Source organism: Mesorhizobium sp. M2A.F.Ca.ET.067.02.1.1 (assembly GCF_004023285.1).
Lineage (GTDB): Bacteria > Pseudomonadota > Alphaproteobacteria > Rhizobiales > Rhizobiaceae > Mesorhizobium.
Map to the genome: position 1 here is coordinate 1 of NZ_RZSB01000792.1, position 2,668 is coordinate 2,668.

The following is a 2,668-nucleotide window of genomic DNA, read 5'->3' on the forward strand; positions in this document are numbered from 1 at the left end:
TGGCGGAAGTCTGCTCGCTCTATGTGCTGCGCGCCGACTCCGTGCTCGAGCTCTACGCCACCGAAGGTCTGAACCCCAACGCCGTCCACCTGTCGCAGTTGCGGCTGGGGCAGGGCCTGGTCGGCACGATTGCCGCCAGCGCGCGGCCGCTCAACCTGTCCAACGCGCAGGAGCACCCGGCCTTCGCCTATCTGCCGGAGACCGGCGAAGAGATCTACAACTCCTTCCTCGGCGTGCCGGTGCTGAGGGCGGGGCGCACGCTGGGCGTGCTGGTGGTGCAGAACAAGACCATGCGCCATTATCGAGACGACGAGGTCGAGGCGCTGGAAACCACGGCGATGGTGATCGCCGAGATGATCGCCACCGGCGATCTCGCGCGCCTGACCCGGCCCGGGCTGGAGCTCGACCTGCGCCGCCCGGTGAGCTTCACCGGCCTTTCCTTCAACGAGGGCGTCGGCCTCGGCCATGTCGTGCTGCACGAGCCGCGCATCGTCGTCACCAACCTGTTCAACGAGGACAGCGAGGAGGAGGTGCGCCGGCTGCAGTCCTCGCTCGGCTCACTCAGGCTGTCCATCGACGACATGCTGGAGCGGCGCGAAGTCGCCTTCGAGGGCGAGCACCGCGAGGTGCTCGAGGCCTATCGCATGTTCGCCAATGACAGCGGTTGGGTGCGCCGGCTGGAAGAGGCGATCCGCAACGGCCTGACCGCGGAAGCGGCGGTCGAGAAGGTGCAGAGCGACATGCGCGCCCGCATGCTGCACATGACAGACCCTTATCTGCGCGAGCGGATGAGCGATTTCGACGACCTTGCCAACCGGCTCCTGCGCCAGTTGATGGGGCGCGGCCCCGAGGATGTCGCGGCCGCGCTGCCCAAGGACGCCATCATCGTCGCCCGTTCGATGGGCGCGGCCGAACTGCTCGACTATCCGCGCGACAAGCTGCGCGGCCTGGTGCTGGAGGATGGCGCCGCGACCAGCCATGTCGTCATCGTCGCCCGCGCCATGGGCATTCCCGTCGCCGGCCAGATGAAGGGCGCCGTTTCCATGGCGGAAAACGGCGACGCCATCATTGTGGACGGCGAGGAAGGGACCATCCACCTGCGGCCGCAGTCGGATCTCGAGGCCGCCTATGCCGAAAAGGTCCGGTTCCGGGCCCGACGGCAGGAAGTGTACCGGGAACTGCGCAAGAAGCCGTCGCTGACCAAGGATGGCGTTCCGGTCGATCTCCTGATGAATGCGGGTCTTGCCGTCGATCTGCCGCAGCTGACCGAATCGGGCGCCGCCGGCATCGGACTCTTCCGCACCGAATTGCAGTTCATGGTCGCCTCGACCTTCCCGCGCGCCGAGGCGCAGGAGCGGCTCTACCGCGACGTCCTCGATGCCGCGCGCGGCAAGCCGGTCACCTTCCGCACCATCGATATCGGGGGAGACAAGGTGCTGCCTTATTTCAAGGGCGCGATCCAGGAGGAAAACCCGGCGCTCGGCTGGCGCGCGATCCGGCTGACGCTCGATCGTCCCGGCCTGCTCAGAACGCAGATCCGGGCGCTGCTGAAAGCCAGCGGCGGCCGCGAGCTGAAGCTGATGCTGCCTATGGTGACCGAGCTGTCGGAGATCGCGCAGGCGCGCGAGATCATCGACCGGGAGGTCCGGCACCTGTCGCGCTTTGCCCATCACCTGCCCACCAGCCTCAAGCTCGGCGCGATGCTGGAAGTGCCCTCGCTCTTGTTCCAGCTCGACGAACTTATGAAGGCGGTGGATTTCGTTTCGGTCGGCTCCAACGACCTCTTCCAGTTCATGATGGCGGTCGACCGCGGCAACACGCAGCTTGCCGACCGTTTCGACACGCTTTCGGCGCCGTTCCTGCGGGTGTTGAAGACGATTGCCGATGCCGGCGTGCGCAACAACACGCCGGTGACGCTGTGCGGCGAGCTTGCCGGCAAGCCGATCTCGGCAATGGCGCTGATCGGCCTCGGCTTCCGCTCGATCTCGATGTCGCCGGCCTCGATCGGCCCGGTCAAGGCGATGCTGACAGAGCTGCCGCTGCAGGAGCTGAAAGACTTCTTCAAGGACAATCTGATGGCGCCCAGCCTGGGAACGCCGATGCGGGCGCTGCTGCAGGCGTTTGCCGACGACCGTTCTATTCCGCTATAGATTCACGTGAGGGCGGTCTGCAAATGGCGATTTTCTGCGCTCCCGGTGCTCATGTACCTAAATGTACATTCGGCTCCAGTTCTCGAAACTCGCCATTTTCGACTCGCCCTGACGTGAATTCCATCGAAGTTCGAAGACCATGATCAACCTGCCTCGCGACCGTATGGATCAAGTCGTCAAGCGTTTCGACATGCTCGAAGCGCAGATGGCGGCCGGGCCTGCCGCCGATCAATATGTCAAAATGGCTTCCGAATATGCCGACATCCAGGAGATGGTGGGCAAGATCCGGTCGTTGCGAGCCGCCGAGCAGGAGCAGGCGGATCTCGAGGCGATGCTCGCCGACAAGGCAACCGATGCCGAGATGCGGGCCCTGGCCGAGGCGGACCTGCCGGAGGTCGAGAGCCGCATCGAGGCGCTGCAGAAGGACATCCAAATCCTGCTCCTGCCCAAGGATGCGGCCGACGAAAGGAACGCCATCCTCGAAATCCGCGCGGGCACCGGCGGCGACGAGGCAGCAC

2 protein-coding genes are annotated in these 2,668 nt (G+C 65.3%); both read left to right on the forward strand.

All coding sequences use genetic code 11. The features are described 5' to 3' along the window. The coding region (gene ptsP, locus EOA28_RS31855) for a phosphoenolpyruvate--protein phosphotransferase (RefSeq protein WP_128315659.1) at positions 1-2,150 on the forward strand (2,150 nt) is incomplete at its 5' end. 139 nt (positions 2,151-2,289) lie between these two features. After that, positions 2,290-2,668: PCRF domain-containing protein (locus EOA28_RS31860; RefSeq protein ID WP_128315660.1), on the forward strand; the 379-nt coding region annotated here is incomplete at its 3' end.